Origin of the sequence: Sodalis sp. RH22 (assembly GCF_047324165.1) — a bacterium.
Classification (GTDB): domain Bacteria; phylum Pseudomonadota; class Gammaproteobacteria; order Enterobacterales; family Enterobacteriaceae; genus Acerihabitans.
The window spans coordinates 52986-68618 of the sequence record NZ_CP178731.1 but is presented as its reverse complement, the minus strand read 5'-3'; the positions used below and the strand labels follow the sequence as shown (position 1 = coordinate 68618).

The 15633-nt window shown below is 60.3% G+C and carries 12 protein-coding genes and 1 pseudogene; 3 read left to right on the top strand and 10 right to left on the bottom strand.

Translation table 11 applies throughout. The features are described 5' to 3' along the window. Nucleotides 1-106: 106 nt before the first annotated feature. The 7 genes from ACL2XN_RS00280 to ACL2XN_RS00250 all read right to left on the bottom strand — a co-directional run bounded on the left by ACL2XN_RS00280 (nucleotide 107) and on the right by ACL2XN_RS00250 (nucleotide 9026). Complete coding sequence (locus ACL2XN_RS00280) at nucleotides 107-1642, bottom strand: FGGY-family carbohydrate kinase (RefSeq protein ID WP_410014410.1); 1536 nt, start codon at nucleotides 1640-1642, stop codon at nucleotides 107-109. Nucleotides 1643-1680: 38 nt separating this feature from the next. Continuing rightward, nucleotides 1681-2541, bottom strand: coding sequence for a class I fructose-bisphosphate aldolase (locus ACL2XN_RS00275; RefSeq protein WP_410014409.1), 861 nt, complete (start codon nucleotides 2539-2541; stop codon nucleotides 1681-1683). After that, a complete protein-coding gene (locus tag ACL2XN_RS00270) occupies nucleotides 2525-4336 on the bottom strand; it encodes a glycerol-3-phosphate dehydrogenase/oxidase (RefSeq protein ID WP_413729831.1) in 1812 nt (603 codons plus the stop codon). Before ACL2XN_RS00270 ends, ACL2XN_RS00275 begins: the two co-directional genes overlap by 17 nt. Further along, entirely contained in the window at nucleotides 4330-5325 is a 996-nt protein-coding gene (locus tag ACL2XN_RS00265) for a sugar-binding transcriptional regulator (RefSeq protein WP_413723218.1), read from the bottom strand. Before ACL2XN_RS00265 ends, ACL2XN_RS00270 begins: the two co-directional genes overlap by 7 nt. A 36-nt stretch (nucleotides 5326-5361) precedes the next feature. After that, a complete protein-coding gene (locus ACL2XN_RS00260; RefSeq protein WP_413723219.1) occupies nucleotides 5362-6363 on the bottom strand; it encodes an ABC transporter permease in 1002 nt (333 codons plus the stop codon). Between the two features lie 35 nt (nucleotides 6364-6398). After that, nucleotides 6399-7901 carry a sugar ABC transporter ATP-binding protein gene (locus ACL2XN_RS00255; protein ID WP_410014405.1) on the bottom strand — a complete coding sequence of 501 codons (1503 nt, stop codon included), beginning with the start codon at nucleotides 7899-7901 and terminating at the stop codon, nucleotides 6399-6401. A gap of 99 nt (nucleotides 7902-8000) precedes the next feature. After that, a complete protein-coding gene (locus ACL2XN_RS00250) occupies nucleotides 8001-9026 on the bottom strand; it encodes a substrate-binding domain-containing protein (RefSeq protein WP_410014404.1) in 1026 nt (341 codons plus the stop codon). A gap of 486 nt (nucleotides 9027-9512) precedes the next feature. Here ACL2XN_RS00250 and ACL2XN_RS00245 point away from each other — a divergent pair, with 486 nt between their 5' ends. Further along, complete coding sequence (locus ACL2XN_RS00245) at nucleotides 9513-10808, top strand: NCS2 family permease (RefSeq protein ID WP_410014403.1); 1296 nt, start codon at nucleotides 9513-9515, stop codon at nucleotides 10806-10808. A gap of 154 nt (nucleotides 10809-10962) precedes the next feature. Here ACL2XN_RS00245 and ACL2XN_RS00240 read toward each other — a convergent pair. Then, nucleotides 10963-11556 (bottom strand): annotated as a pseudogene (locus tag ACL2XN_RS00240) (DNA-3-methyladenine glycosylase family protein); the annotation flags it as partial. 153 nt (nucleotides 11557-11709) lie between these two features. Between ACL2XN_RS00240 and ACL2XN_RS00235 the strand changes: the two are divergent. Then, the gene (locus ACL2XN_RS00235) at nucleotides 11710-12660 is read left to right on the top strand and encodes an L-lactate dehydrogenase (RefSeq protein ID WP_413729830.1); all 951 of its coding nucleotides are present in this window, start codon (nucleotides 11710-11712) and stop codon (nucleotides 12658-12660) included. 98 nt (nucleotides 12661-12758) lie between these two features. Next, nucleotides 12759-12944, top strand: coding sequence for a hypothetical protein (locus ACL2XN_RS00230; protein WP_410014401.1), 186 nt, complete (start codon nucleotides 12759-12761; stop codon nucleotides 12942-12944). Between the two features lie 722 nt (nucleotides 12945-13666). Here the strand turns inward: ACL2XN_RS00230 and ACL2XN_RS00225 are convergent. Both ACL2XN_RS00225 and ACL2XN_RS00220 read right to left on the bottom strand, forming a co-directional pair. Beyond that, nucleotides 13667-14020: a DUF496 family protein gene (locus ACL2XN_RS00225; protein ID WP_410014400.1), complete on the bottom strand. Its 354-nt coding sequence runs from the start codon at nucleotides 14018-14020 to the stop codon at nucleotides 13667-13669. 129 nt (nucleotides 14021-14149) lie between these two features. Further along, nucleotides 14150-15229 (bottom strand): FUSC family protein, encoded by a 1080-nt coding sequence (locus tag ACL2XN_RS00220; protein WP_413729829.1) that lies wholly within the window; start codon nucleotides 15227-15229, stop codon nucleotides 14150-14152. Nucleotides 15230-15633: the final 404 nt, after the last annotated feature.

Genomic DNA, 15633 nt, shown 5'->3' with positions numbered 1-15633 from the left:
ACGATATGATCGGACGCGCGGTGTCGCCGCCAGGAAAGCGGGCGGCGCTCCCGGCCTGAGCGCGCCCCGGCGACAAACAGCTCCGCCCGATCCGGACGCGTCCGCGTCAGGATGGCGCGGCGGTGGCGGCCGCGGACGGCGTTTCCCGCCCGTCGGCTTCCTCGTCCCACAGATCGCCCATGGCCAGCTCCAGGCGTTTAAACAACCGGTAGCGGGTGGAATGGAAAGCGTGCAAAGCCTCGTCCGGCAGGTAGCCGGTCGGGGTAAGGGTGACCGCGTGGGCCACGCCCGCCGACATATCGGCATAGACTCCCACCCCGACCCCGGCGCAAATCGCTGCGCCCAGCGCGCCGGTTTCGCTACAGTCCGCCACCCGAATCGGGATGCCCAGCACATTGGCGAACATTTGCGGCCAGATGCAGCTGCGCGCCGCGCCGCCCGAGAGGGTCGCCCGCGTAAAGGGGATACCCGCGGCGCGCAGCCGGTCGATATGGGCGCGATGGGCGAAGGTGACGCCTTCAAACAGCGCAAACAGCATATCGGCGCGGGTATGCCAGCCGTTCAGGCCGTAAAAACCGGCTTTCGCCGGGCCGTCCTTGCGCCCGGAGTAGAGATAGGGATGGTATAACGGCAACTGGACGCTGGGCTTGACCGCCGCGACGCTGGCGCTGCAGCGCGCCGCGCCGCCGCCGTCGCGGCCGTCGTCGAACTCGCGGATAAACCAGTCCAGGTTGGCGGCGGAGGTGGCGCTGGCTTCGATGGCCATATAGCGGTCCCGCTCAATAATGGAATTCATAAATACCGGGCGCCGGTAATTTGGCGCGTCCACGACCACCTGGTTGATGCTCCAGGTGCCGGCGACTATGGACGCCTCGCCGGTATGCACCACCCCAGAGCCGATGGCGCTGGCCACCACGTCGAAAATGCCCGCCACCACCGGGATGCCGCGCGGCAGGCCGGTAAGCCGCGCCGCCCGCGCGGTGACATGTCCCCTGATATCGCAGGATTCACGCAGCGCCGGCAGCAGCGGCAGCGCATCGGCCAGATCATAAAGCGCCATCAGTTCGGCATCATATTGGCGGGTGCGGTAATTGAGCAGGCCCGATCCCGCCGCGTCCGAGACCTCGCCCGACGCGACGCCGCTTAAGAAATGGCCGATCACGTCTTTGGCAAACAGCACCGTGCCGATGCGCCGGTACAGATCCGGGGCATGGCGCTTCAGCCAGCTGAGCAGCACCGGCGTGGCCGCGGCCCAGGGCTTTTGCAGGCAGCATTGATAAATGGCCCCGGCAAGGCCCGCCTGTTCCAGTTCCCGCACCAGGCCGGCGGCCCGGCTGTCGATGGACTGAATGCCGATAAGCGGCTCCCCTGCCTGATCGAGCGCATACAGGCCGTTGCCGTGACCCGCCGCGCCCACGGCGATAACCTTACGCGGGTCAACGGCTGCGCGCGCCAGGCAATCGCGGATCGCCTGCGTTGCGCCCTGGTAGATATCCGCCAGCGGACGTTCGGCGTAGCCGGGGCGGGGTTGATGTGTGGCGCCGCCGCGCTCCGCCACCGCCAGCACCCGGCCGCGCAGGTCGAACAGCACGGCTTTGATCATGGTATTACCGGCATCTATACCTAACAGACATGCGTCCATATAACGTCTCCACAGAGAAGGGTACGATGGCGCACGGCTTAAGCGCCGGAACCGGCCTGGCCGCGCCGGTAGATCTCAAACGCGGTGGGACCGTCGGCGCCCTGGTGGATAATGGCCATCAGGGCCCTGACCACCTGGGCGGGATTACTGTGCTGGTACACGTTGCGGCCATAGACCATGCCGCTGGCGCCCTGGGCCATCAGGCCGGCGGTTTTTTCCAGCACCGTCTCCAGCCGGCCCTTGCCGCCGCCGCGAACCAGCGTCGGGCAGCGGGCGGCCTGCACCACGCGGTGGAAATCCTCCACCCGGTCGGTGGGATCGGCCTTGACGATATCGGCCCCCAGTTCCCGGGCCAGGCGCACCAGGGGCACGATTTTCTCCACATCGCCAATCGAGGCGTAGGCGGCGCCCTGCCCGGCCGGGGCCATCACCAGCGGCTCTATCATCAGCGGCATGGCGTATTTATCGCACGCATGGCGCAGGCGGCCGATATTTTCCACGCACTGGCGGAAGATGCCCGGCTCGTCGGGGATCATATACAGGTTAACCACCACCGCCGCCGCGTCCAGTCGCAGCGCGGCCAGGATCGGCTCCTCCGGGTTGTGCAGCACCGCCCACATCTCGCGATGGCGCGCGCTGTTATAGGCGTTGCCCACGTCGGCGCGCATCACCAGCGCCGGCTTGCCGGGCTGGTCGACCCCGGCCAGCAGATCGGCCTGGCCGTAATTAACCTGGATGGCGTCCGGCCCGGCGGCGACCAGGCTGGCCATCACGGCGGGCATATCCTCCAGGCCGACGAGGAAATCCGGCTCGTTGGCGATACCGTGATCGATGGCCACGTCCAGGCAACGCCCCTGGCGGAACAGACGGCTCATGCGGGCTTTAGGATTGAATGACATCGTGCGCTCCTTGGGCGGATGGATGGGGGATGGGTTGCGGCGCGGGCGCTGCCAGCCGCGCCAGGCCGTGACGCCCGGCAAGGCTCTCCAGGGCGGCGGCAAGGCTGGCGCGCCGTTCATCGTCGCTTAAGCCCAGCGCCTGCGCCACGATTTCCGTGACTTCGGCGACAAGCTCAGGAGTCAGTTCGCCGGCGATGGCCATGGCGGTGCGGCGCACCAGCACATCTTCCGGCCTCACCACCTGCTCGCGGGCGATCAGGAAGCGCAGCTCATTGACCGTATAGCCGGGATGATGGCGCAGCGGGCGATCGGGCGTTCGGGTGACGAAATCCAGCAGCGCGGTCACGCGGCCGCCGTAACGGGATACCCATTGGGCCACCCGCGCCGCATCGCTATGATAATGCGCCGCCAGTTCCCCGATCCAGGCCGGTCGCTCCGCCTGGCCGGGTAAATCCCGGCCGCCGCCGATGGCCAGGTCTTCCGTCGTCACCCGGCGCCGCTCGCCCAGGTGGCGCAGCGCCAGATCCGCCGCCTGGGCGCCGAAGGCGCGGAAAGTGGTCCACTTCCCGCCCACCAGGCACAGGGTGGTAAACGGCCGCCCGGGCGCAGGGGGAATGACCTTAAGCGAGTGATTGCGGGAAATGCGGCCGTTCACGGTGGTATCGCTCACCGGCAGGGGACGGATGCCGCAAAAGGTATACAGGATCTCCTCGTCGGCGATGGCGATACGCGGAAAGACAAAGCGCAGCGAGTCGAGGATATAGCGCTTTTCATCCTCCGCGCAAATCACGTCGTCCGGATCGTCGGTGCGGATATCCGTAGACCCGACCAGCACATTGCCGAAGTAGGGAAACAGAATGCATACCCGCCCCTCCTGGTTTTCGTAATACACCATGCCGCCGTTTAACGCCGCCAGCAGCCGGGCGTTGCGCACGATAAGATGCGACCCCTTGGTGCCGCCGATAAGCCGCGGCGCCGCGGCCGCGGGGCTCAGCACCCCGTTAAGCCGGTCAATCCAGGCGCCGGTGGCGTTGATCACCAGTTCCGGCGCCAGGGTAAAGGTTTCGCCGCTCTGGCCGTCGCGCAGGGTCACCACGCCGTCGTCCATGCCCGCCAGGCTAAGATAATTGATCGCCAGCGCCTGCGGATTGGCCCGTTCGCTGTCCTCGATAAGTTCGATCCCCAGCCGCTCCGGATAGTTGATCCAGGCGTCATAATAGGTGGCGCTGCATTTGACCCAATCGTTGAATTCCGGCCATTGGCGACGGGTTTCGCCGCCGCCCGTCAGCCGATGGCGTGGCATGGCGCCCTGCGCGCGCGTATACAGATCGTAGAGCGAAAGGCCGGCCTTGATCACCATGGCCCCCCGGCGCGACGGCCGCTCGGTCAGGCCGACAAAGCGCTTGCCGGCGTTCACCAATCCGGAACAGTAGGAATCAATGGGCACAGTGGTGCGCAGCGGCATTACATAGTGCGGGGCGTTTTTCAGCAGCCGGTCGCGCTCGACCACCGATTCCTTGACCAGGGCAAACTCACCGGTCTCAAGATAACGCAGCCCACCGTGGATCATGCGCGACAGCGCTCCGCTGGCCGCCTGGCACCAGTCCCCCTGCTCCACCAGAATGGCGGGAATGCCCTGCAGCGCCAGTTCGCGGAAGGTACTGATGCCGTTAATGCCGCCGCCGACGATCAGCACCGGCGTCGCGCGGCGGCGGCGCAGCTCGGCCAGGCGCCCGGCGCGGTCGGACAGGGTCGCCGCCTGCGGGTCTTCCGTGGAATTCGTGCTGTTTAACATGCTGCCTCCTGTTGAGGATCCGGCGACGACAGTTCGATAATGCCCGCGGCGGTGGATTCATCGGTGACGATGCCCTTGAGATAGCGTCCGCGCAGCACGCTGCTGGCCGGTTCGATTTTATCGCTGCCCGCCGCCACGGCAAACGAAAAGGGAATATGCCGCAGTTCTTCCAGGGTCAGGCTCACCAGCCGCTGGTTATCGGCAAAACAGGCGGGCTGTCCCTGCGCGTCCAGCAGATGCGCCAGCACCTCGCTGCGCGCCCCGCTGGTCTCGACGCTGGCTTGAGCATGCCGCACCGATGGGTTTAAATCATAATAACTGGAGCTGGAGGCATGGATCGATCCCAGGCCGACGATGGCGATATCGGCTTCGCGCGCCTGCTGCAACACCTGATGCACCTGGCTGACCTCCATCAGCATTTGCCGCTGCGCGGGCGTATCGGCAAAGAGCGGCGCGTGGATTTGATACGCCTTGCCGCCAAGTTTGGCCGCCAGTTCGGACGCCACATGGTTGACGTCGGTATAGTGTTTGCCCTGCACGCAGCCCAGGGCGGGCACCACGTCGACGCGAAACCGGCGCGGCGTGGACAGGGCGTCCACCATGGCGCTGACGCCCTTGCCGCCGGTGAGGGCAATGGTATCGCCGTCCTTGACGCGGCTGAGCAGGAAATCCGCCGCCGCCGCGCCCACCACGTGCAAATCGGCGTCGTCGCCGCCTGTCACGTTGGGCGCCACCACCACATCCTGCAACCCGCCGATGCGCGCCAGATCCCGCTCCAGCTGATGGGCGGAAAGAAACGGCGAGCGGATGGTAATCTCCACCATGCCTGTGTCCCTGCCCTGGCGGATCATCCGGTTAACGGTGGCCACCGATAAATGGGTGTGTTCCGCTATCTCCGACTGCTTTTTACCGTCCAGGTAATACATCACCAGTACCCGGTAGATCTGGCGCGTCAGGGTAAACGACGGCGGCTCGATAAAATTATCCATTAACATCACTCCCGGAATCGCGAAGTAGAGAAACGATCAGGCGCTGCGGTATTTATTCATAATATGATCCATTGACACCGCCGCCAGCAATATCAGGCCTTTAATCAAATCCTGCCAGTAAACCGAGACATTGATCAGGATTAACGAACTGGTGACGATGGACAGCAGGGCCACGCCCAACACCGCGCCGAGGATAGAGCCGGTGCCGCCCTTCAGGCTGGCGCCGCCGATCACCGCCGCTGCTATCACGTTCAGCTCCATGCCCACGCCAAAGGTCGGGGTCGCGGAACCCAGGCGCGCCATATAGATAATGCCGGCAAGACCCGCCAGGGTGGAGGTCAGCACCGTCACCAGCAGCTTGATTTTATTCACGCGGATACCGGAATACGCCGCGGCCCGCTCATTGCTGCCGGTATAAAACACCTTGCGGAACGCCGCGGCCTTGCGCAGCAGGAAATCGAACGCCACCACCAGGATAAAGAACAGGATAATCACAAACGGAACGCCCGATACCGTGCCCTGGCCGACAAACTTAAACGTGGCGGGCAGGGTAAACAGCGACAGCGGCGTGCCCTGGGTGATAATCATGCACAGCCCGCGCACGATAACCATGGCAGCCAGCGAGGCGATAAAATGGCTCAGCCCGATCCGCGTGACGGTCAGTCCCATCAGCAGGCCCACCAGCGCCGCCGCGGCGATGCCGGCCAGGCTTGCCGTCCAGGGGTCCAGCCCCGACAGGAACAACTGCCCCGCCACCACCATCGACAGGCAAACCACCGACCCCACGGACAAATCGATGCCGCCGACAATCAGCAGGATGGTCATGCCCACCACCACGATACCCTCGATGGAAAACGACAGCAGCATCGCCTTCATATTGGCCCAGGTCAGAAAATAGGGCGACGTGAAGCTCATAATCATGAAAATCAGCATGATGATTACCGTCAGGCCCACTTCCCGCTGCCGGAAAACCGCGCCGAACCAGCGCAGGGGCGCTTTGACGCCTTTTGCCGATAATAAAAACGTGTTAATGGTCATGGCGTTACCTCTTACGTTACTGCGCTACCCTGTCGTTAAGCCGCCGCGCCGGCGGCGAGACGCATGATATTCTCTTCCGTCAGCATATTGCCCGCGACCTCGCCGCCGATACGGCCCTCATGCACCACCAGCACCCGATCGCACAGCCCGATTAATTCCGGCAGTTCGGATGAAATCACCACCAGCGCCACCCCGCTTTCCGCCAGCAGATGCAAAATCTGGTAAATTTCCGCCTTGGCGCTGATATCCACCCCGCGCGTCGGTTCATCGAGAAACAGAATGGCGGGCTTGACCGACAGCACTTTGGCCAGCGCCACCTTTTGCTGGTTGCCGCCTGAAAGCGAGGACACCGGATCGCCGGGCCGGCCTTTTTTCAGCCACACCTCCCGCCCCAGCCTCTCTGCCTGCCGCCGTTCGGCGTCCCGGCTGAGCAGGCCATAGCGGCCGCAGACGGCGGCGATATCCAGCGATGAAATATTCCAATCGATAGGCATATCGACAAACAATCCCGCCGCCTTGCGGTCTTCCGACAGATAAGCCATGCCCAGGCGCACGGCATCGGCATAATGGCGCAGCCGAACCGCCCCGCCGTTTACCGACACCGTGCCGCGCTTGAGGGCATCGATGGCGCAAATAGCCTGGGCGATTTCGGTGCGCCCGGACCCCATCAGGCCGCCGATGCCCAGGATTTCCCCTGGCCGCAGCTGGAAGGAAATATCAAAGAACCGCCGATCGTCGGAGAGCCCCTCGACCGCCAGCACCGGCGCCAGATGCCGGCAGTCCGCGCGCTTGGGCGGGTACAGGCGGGTCAGTTCGCGCCCCACCAGCCGGGTAATCACCTGGTCCGGCGTCAGCGCGTCGAGGTTTTCACAGCCCACAGTCCGGCCGTCGCGCATAATGGTGACCCGCTGGCACAGCGAGAAGATTTCGGCCATGCGGTGGCTGATGTAAATCACCGCCATGCCCTGCGTGCGCAGTTGGCGAACGATGGCGAACAGCCGCTGCGCCTCGGGCTCGGTCAGCGCCGCGGTCGGTTCGTCCAGAATCAGAATGCGGCAGTCAAGCGTCAGCGCCTTGGCGATTTCCACCAGCTGCTGCTGCGATAAGGGCAGGCTACCGACACGGGCGGTTACCGGGATCGGCGCCAGCCTGTCCATCACCGCCTGGGCCTGGCGGCGCAATGCGCCATGATTGATCCAGGACTTTCCCGACCCGTTGATATGGGCCATATAAATATTTTCATAAATGGAAATATCAGGGCACAGGGCGATTTCCTGGTGAACCAGACCGATGCCCAGCCGCTGGGCGTCGGCGGGAGAGTGGATCGCAACCGGCCGCTCATTCACCCAGATGCGACCGGCATCGGGTTTGATGATGCCGTCGATGATATTCATCAGGGTGGATTTTCCCGCGCCGTTTTCTCCCGCCAGGGCGTGGATTTCCCCGGCCGCCAGGGCAAACTCGACGTTATCCAATGCCTTGACGGGGCCAAAGGATTTGCTGATGCCGCTAAGCCGTAAAGCTAGGGGTGCTGACATGGCCTCTCCCTCAGGGTTAAATGTAATGACATGGCGAACTTCCCGCGCGTGAACGCGTCGCAGACAACCGGCGCGCCACGCGCCGGCGTGGCGGGTACCCTACTCATTAATTCCTTTGGTGCCCCGGCGTTTCAAATAGCCGTCCCAGCGGAAATCATCGGCGTTATCTTTGGTGACCACGGCATAGCCGTTATCCAGCAAGGGGAAGGAAAAGGGGTTGGCGCCGGTGCGTTTGGCATCATTCATCGGATCGATCAGGTCAGGATGCGCCGCCAGGAACAGCGTCATAAATCCCATATAGCCCTGCACCCCCTGGTTGGGATCGATGGCGGCGAACACCTGGCCCGCCTTGATCATATCCAGCACCTTGGCGTTCACGTCCACCGTTATCACCTTAACCTTACCGCCGTTTTCCACCACCGCCTGGGCGGCGCCGATGGCGGAACTGGCTTCCGGCATAAACAGCACCGACAGGTTGGGATGCGCCTGCAGGATAGACAGTACGGCGTTGTAGGCTTTCGATGGATCCTGATTGGTCGCCGCGCGGCCCACCAGTTTGATATCCGGGTAATGGGTTTTCATTTCGTCGATAAAGGCGCTGACCCGCCGGTCGTGATTGTCCTGGCCGGGATTTTCCAGCACCGCGTACTCCCCTTTGCCGTTAATGGCTTTGCCCATCAGGTCGGCGGCGGCGCGGCCTTCGCGAAAGTTATCGGAGGTAATATACGCGACGCGTTTGCTGTTGGGCGAATCGGCGGCAAAGGTCACCACCGGGATGCCGGCCTCCGCCGCCCGGTTAATCGGCTCGATAAAGGGATCGGGGTTCATCGGATGCAAAAAAATGCCGGCCGGTTTTTGCGCCAGTACCTGTTCAAAGCTGGCCAACTGCTGGTTGACGTCATACGCCGGCGTGCCGCCATACACCGTTTTACAGCCCAGCTGGTGCGCCGCCTGTTTGAACATCTCATACACCGGAAACCAATACTCCACGCCGGTGACCATCACATTCATATAATAGGTTTCGCCCGGCTTGCAGCGAAACTGGGGGCCGTCGTCGGCCGCAGCCTGGGCGCCGCCGACCAGGGCGGCAAGAAAAAGGGTCAACGCAAGCAGGTGTTTTATCATGGTATTTCCCCGGAAAACGATGGGTTGGCCTGGCTCAGCCGCGACGGCGAAACAACAACGGAACCACGAGCCCGGGAATCGCTGTAATTTATTTCATAATAAAGAAATAAATTACACCGCTATGTATAGATAATGTGAAAAAAATGTTCAAGAAAGGGTTGATTTCTGATGCGTGAAGCGTGAGAGAGGTCAAAAAGACGTGCGGAAATGTGATGTCACGCAAGTCTGCCGAGGGTGGCCGCGACCCTGGCGCCACACCGGAGCGGCCGCGCCGCGCACCATAAAGGCGCCCACGCACCTTAATGGTGAGGCGACGGCACGCTTATGGTGCCGCCGTCCGCGCAACCGATTACGTTTTTGCTGCGGCAAATTTAGAATTACCTATATAATGCGCCTGCTTCACCCATTGCCGCCTTTGGCATGCGGTTGCAATAGTGGCATAGCGATTGCTTTGGCTGTGCAGACAACTTCAATGAGAAAACTCCCATGTTAGAAAAACTATTTCAATTAAAGGCCCATCGTACCAACGTACGAACCGAAATTCTGGCCGGGCTGACCACCTTTTTGGCAATGGCATATATTCTGTTTGTTAACCCGTCGATCCTGAGCGCCACCGGTATGGATAAAGGCTCGGTGTTTGTCGCCACCTGTCTGGCCGCCGCCATCGGTTCGGCGCTGATGGGCTTTATCGCCAACTACCCGATCGCGCTGGCGCCGGGCATGGGGCTAAACGCGTTCTTTACCTATACCGTGGTTTTACATATGGGTTATACCTGGCAGATTGCGCTGGGAGCGGTGTTTTTATCGGCGCTGATTTTCTTCGCGCTGTCGATTTTCAAGATCCGCGAGTGGATCATCACCAGCATTCCGTTGCCGCTGCGCTCGGGCATTGCCGCCGGGATTGGGTTATTCCTGGCCATTATCGCCCTTGAAGGCGCCGGCATCGTGGTCGCCAATCCGGCCACCCTGGTGGGCCTGGGCGATTTAGGCAAAGCGGGTCCGCTGTTCGCCATGTTGGGATTCGTGCTGATTGTGGTGCTGGAAGCCCGCCGGGTGCCCGGCGCGGTACTGATCGGCATCCTGGCGGTGACGTTCCTGTCCATCGCCATGGGTTACAGCCAATTTTTCGGCGTGATCTCCATGCCGCCGTCCATTGCGCCGACCTTTTTGCAGCTTGATATTCGCGGCGCGCTGAATATTTCCCTGGTAAGCGTGGTGTTCGCGTTCCTGTTCGTGGACGTGTTCGATAACTCCGGCACCCTGATAGGCGTAACCAAACGCGCCGGCCTGACCGACGAGGCGGGCAATATCCCGCGCATGGGCAAAGCGCTCATCGCCGACAGCGCCGCCGCGCTGTTCGGTTCGCTGCTCGGCACCTCCACCACCACCAGTTATATCGAGTCGGCAGCGGGCGTCAGCGCCGGCGGCCGTACCGGCCTGACCGCGATCGTGGTGGGCATCCTGTTTCTGCTCAGCCTGTTCTTCGCGCCGCTGGCCTCCAGCGTGCCGGCATTCGCCACCGCGCCCGCCCTGCTGTTTATCGCGGTGCTGATGACCTCGGGCCTGGCGGAAATCGACTGGAAGGACATCACCGTCGCGGCGCCCGTCACCGTCACCGCGCTGACCATGCCTCTGACCTACTCTATCGCCAACGGCATCGCCTTCGGCTTTATCACCTGGACGGTGGTAAAACTGCTGGCCGGACGCACCCGCGACCTGAACGCGGCGCTGATCGTGCTGTCGATTCTGTTTGTGATTAAGCTGGGCTGGCTCAGCGCCTGATTATCGTCTTCCCTCTCTGCCCCGCCGGCGCCCGCCCGCGGGGTATTTTTTTGCCGTGATTCGGCCCGCCAGGGCATTATTTCGCCGCCGTTGCCGGTTCGGCTCTGCGCGCATCGCCAGGGATAATTGGGGCGTGTATGCTGAACCCGGGCGCCGAACAGGCCCACAGATACAGCGATGCGGTGGTGCCGTATGGCGAATAGCGGCGGCGATAGCGTTCGAAGCGCTCGCGGGGCAGTTCCTTATGGCGGTACAGATTCATCATGCCGCGACGAATGGCCAGATCGCCCCAGCTCAGGATATCGGGCCTGCCGAGCGCAAAAATCATCAGCATTTCCGCCGTCCAGACCCCGATGCCCGGCAGGCGCGACAGGGTGGCGATCACTTCCGGGTCCGGGCGGGACGGCAGCGCCGCCAGATCCAGCTCGCCGCTCATGGCGGCGGTGGCGGCGCCCTTGATATAGAGCGCTTTTTTCATGGTCATGCCGCAGGACTGGATTTGTTCCGCGGTCAGGCTTTCCATGGCGGCGGGGGTAATGGCGCCCGCCAGCAGCGCCAGGCGGGCGTTTACCGTCAGGCCGGCCTTGGTGGAAATCTGCTGGTCGACAATATTCCTGACCAGGGCCGCGAACAGGTCCGGCATCAGGGGCCGCTCAATCATCCCGATGCGCTCGATGGCCTGCGCCATGCGTTTATCCCTTTTTGCCAGCCAGGACAGCTCTTTGGTGCCGTATTCAAATTTAGCCATAACGTCGCTCAATAGGTCTGGATGAGGAAAACAGGGTCGCGTATAAGAATACCATTTTGTTAATCAGGCCATAATTCATTTAAAATTGTTAAACTGCGGCGGCATCGACGGCGTGTGCCGGGTCACGTAACCCTTTTTCTCGAGGTAAAATGCATGAAACCACGTAAGGTGATGATCATCGGCGCGGGCAATGTCGGCTCTTCCGCCGCGTATGCCCTGCTCAACCAGCAGTTTTGCGAGGAGATCATCCTGGTGGATTTAAACCAACAGCTGGTTGAGGGCCATCGCAAGGATCTGGCGGATGCGGCGGCGTATATGCCCAGCCGTATCGTTATCAGCACCCGGCCGGCAACCGACTGCGCGGATGTCGATATCGCGGTGATTACCGTGTCCGGCGGCGGTCTGAAACCGGGGCAAACGCGGCTGGACGAGCTGGACGGCACCGCGCGCATCGTCGGCAATATCGTGCCGGAGATGATGCGCAACGGTTTTAAGGGAATTTTCCTCATCGCCACCAACCCGTGCGATATCATTACCTATCAGGTGTGGAAGCTGTCCGGCTTGCCGCGGCACCAGGTGCTGGGCACCGGCGTTTGGCTGGACACCACGCGTTTACGGCGCATCCTGGCGGAACAGCTGGATATCGCCGCGCAAAGCGTGGACGCCTTTATCCTTGGCGAGCATGGCGATACGCAATTCCCGGTGTGGTCGCACTGCTCGGTATACGGCATGCCGCTTAATGAATACAGCCGGTTGAAAACCGGTCATGAGCTGGATTTCCCGGCGCTCGGCGCGCGGACGCGTCAGTTGGGTTTTGAAATCTATGCCCAAAAGGGCTGCACCGAATATGGCGTCGCCGGCACCATTACCGAAATTTGCCGCAACGTATTCACCAGCAGCCATCGCGCCCTGACGGTTTCCTGCGTGCTCGACGGCGAATATGGCAAGCAGGGCCTGGCGATCGGCGTACCGGCGGTATTGGCGCAGCGCGGCGTGGCGCAGATTATCGAGCTGGATTTAAATGAAGTGGAGCAGCGTCAGTTTGATGATTCGGCGGCGGCGATCAAAAAGAATATCCAGCGGCTGGCGGTGGTGCACCATTGACGGGGCGCGCCCTGCCACACGCCGGCCTAAAACCTGGCGATGGCGGGCGCGCCCCGTGCGCTTGCCTTGCAACGCGGCTTTGGGCGCGGCGTTTATTTTTGGCCCAGGCGCAGCAAGCGCCTGATTGCCCGCTTTACCCGTTGTTTTATATCGCTCTTGATAAAGCGGTAAACGCTGCGATCGCCCGGCTCCTGACGTTGGCACAGTTTATCCTTGTTTACCGCCCTGATATTGCCGGCGCCAAAAGCGTGCTGATGATACGCACAGGGACATTGCACGGCTAAACCGCTCGTGGCGCAATCCGGGACCGGGCAAAACGGATTTGCCGTCTGCGCCGCCGGGGACCATGGCCCTTGGTAATAAACAGGTAAAACGGGTTGGATCAGCGGTGCTGATTTCCTGGCATTCTCCATGGATTGAAATAATATTATTATTGTAAATAATAATAAAATCGGGCGAATAATAATACCGATTTGATATTTCCTGATAGTCATGAAATAACTTACCTGCGTTTTGCGTATGCCGTTGTCGGCTCCCTTTCCGTCAGAAACAGGCTCTGATTGCGGGAGATGCTTCTTCCATCCTTTGCTGGTAAATAGCTCGCCACTGTTAATGGATCATAATTAACTATCATTAAGTAACCATCATTAAGTAACTATCATTAAGCATACGGCCTTTATAATAAAACAAGGTCAATCATACACACCATAACCATTGTATATATGATTATGTTTAATCTGTTATACTATTATCCCGTTAATCTACAATATTATTCAGGCTAGGGGAACCTTGCAATGGTGAAGCGGCGCATTTCCTCAGCGACAATCATAAAATTGAGCGTATGTTATCATTATATTTTTTATTCTTAGGAATTTTATTTATTGAACGAGGATTATTATTTTTTATTGAATGAATACGTTATTTCAATTTTTTATTGCCGGCGGTAAAAAAAGCCGGTCCGCCGGCGGCGATTCAGGTTGCCACTGGTGGACCGGCATCAGAACGATCAGATGTGTTTACCCGCCTCAGGGGCGCCTGCGGCCATAGCCTTGACTTCGCCGATGGCTTTTAATTTTTTGGACAGTTCGCGACGCTCTTTCGACAGCTCGGCGTTTTTGATGATGTAATCATCCACGCGATCCTCATAGTCGGTGCGCATGCTGGCGATGATGGCCTGCACTTCCTCGATGGTCATGCCCGGCTTGAGATAGTCGCTCAGATTGTCCAGCAGCAGGACACGCTTCTGATTATCGCGGATTTTTTTCTCGTTATCGGCTATTTCACGCTGCAACTTGTTTTTACGGCGAAACATTCGCACAAACTCCAGGACATCCTGGAATGAAGGCTTGATGTGATCCATGTCAATTTCCTTGCTGAAGTCATAGGTTGAAAACGGTGCGCAAACGCATAGTCATTACCTTACAGAGTAGCAGCTATCCGGTGCAATGGCATTTCACTATGTTACCCGTTTTTACCGCCGGGCCATAATTCATTCTTCCTGTTGCGGCAATGGCTTACGCAACGCCTGACACAGCAGCCGCGCCAACTGCTCCAGCTGTTGCGTCAGCTTCAGGCTCAGCCAGACGTAGCCGAATATCGGCGCCTCCACCTCGTTACGCTGGCTGGCCTGCTCCATTAATAATTTGAGCTCGGCGGCGATGACCGCCAGTTCGCCGCTATTGGCGACAATCGGCGCCGGATTGCCCTGGCGCAGCGCGTCGGCGAGGGTCACCAGCGCGCGCAGGGTTACCCTTTGCGTACTGCGCAGGGTGGTGGCGTTGAGCAGGATAAAGTGGCTCTCGCGCGAGGCCCACCAGGCGTCGATTTGCAGTTCCAGTACGCAGACGATATTACGGCTGAGATCCTGGATGGCGTCGAACACCTCTTTGGCTACCGCGCTTTCCTTGCTGGCCGGCGTCACCAGGGTGCCCGTTTTGCTGACATCGGCCAGCAGTTTTTTCAGGCGCCCGTCCAGGCGGGGGCGTTCGATGATATTGGGCGAAAGGTAGGCGGCGTAGATTTTGCTGAGGGCAATCAGGCCGAAACTCATCTTCATGCGCCAGTGAATAAACGCCCGCTGCGGGTAGATGCTGGTAAACAACAGCGCCAGCAGCGAACCGATAATCACATCCCCGCTGCGCCACAAGGCGGTTTGCATATCCCCCGCCCCGGCGCCGCATACCACCGCCAGGGTGATGCCGATAAGCAACGCCAGGTAGGGACGCTTGCCAAGCGTCAGGTAACCGCAGATAAACATCACCAGGCCGCACCATATCAGCATCAGCGGCAGGGAATACAGCTCCAGCCGCAGGCCGATAAGCCCCGACGCGGCGCCAAAAACGGTGCCGATAATGCGCTGAACCGCCCGCTGCAGGACATTGCCCCAAAAGGAAATCGGCCCCATTACCACCACCAGCGTGATCAGCGGCCAGGTGCCCTCCGGAATATCCAGCAGACGGATAATCATAAAGGTCAGCACAAAAGCCAGGCCGATGCGCAGGCCGTGGGCAATGCGGTAATGCTGGTAAATGGTATGTTCTAGTGAGGAAATCTGTCTGTCCAAACGCACGGGAAATCGACCTGGCAAAAACGAAGCGGGATAGGTAGTTTAATGAAATTAACTACTTTTCACATCAATAATTAGTCTTCCATATTTCAAATTGTAACCATGGCGCTATAAACAACTCTTTTCTCTAAGGGCAGGGTTATCCCGCTATAATGCTACATAACATAAAAATATTATTAATCATAAGGTTCGTCTCGACGCACGCCGTGTGGCGAGCGGTTTTGCAGACGCCCCCGGCATCCGGTCAGGCCGCCAGGCAAAACCCGCGGCGTCAAGGAGCCTGTCTAATTCACTTACATCTTTTTACCGGGGGGCTAAACGCATCCCGTCGGATTTTGATGCGTTAATTCAAGCAGATAAATCTAATGCTCACATTGCTGCTCCGCAGCCGGCCTGTGTTGCCGGAG